This is a genomic window from Paraburkholderia sp. SIMBA_027 (assembly GCF_046535315.1).
Classification (GTDB): Bacteria; Pseudomonadota; Gammaproteobacteria; order Burkholderiales; family Burkholderiaceae; genus Paraburkholderia; species Paraburkholderia tropica.
Genome location: NZ_JAWRWY010000124.1, coordinates 1 through 420, shown reverse-complemented (window position 1 = coordinate 420; position 420 = coordinate 1). Strand labels below are relative to the sequence as shown.

Here is a 420-nt window from a genome sequence, read left to right as displayed (position 1 = left end):
ACACGCTGTGCGATCCGCAAAGCCCGATCGTGCTCGAGCGCATGATTTTCCCGGAACCGGTGATTTCGCAGGCTGTTGAGCCGAAGACGAAGCCGGACCAGGAAAAGATGGGTCTGGCCCTGAACCGTCTGGCTCAGGAAGATCCGTCGTTTCGCGTTCAAACGGACGAAGAATCGGGTCAAACCATTATTTCGGGCATGGGCGAGCTCCACCTGGAAATTCTGGTTGACCGGATGAAGCGCGAATTCGGCGTCGAAGCAACCGTCGGCAAGCCGCAAGTGGCGTATCGTGAAACGATCCGCGGCAAGGCGGTAGACGTCGACGGCAAGTTCGTCAAGCAGTCGGGTGGTCGCGGCCAGTACGGTCACGCGGTCATCACGCTCGAGCCGAATGAGCAGGGCAAAGGCTACGAGTTCCTGG

1 pseudogene is annotated in these 420 nt (G+C 59.3%); it reads left to right on the top strand.

The window, feature by feature from the left end:
* Positions 1–420: pseudogene (fusA, locus tag SB764_RS38415) on the top strand (elongation factor G); the annotation flags it as partial.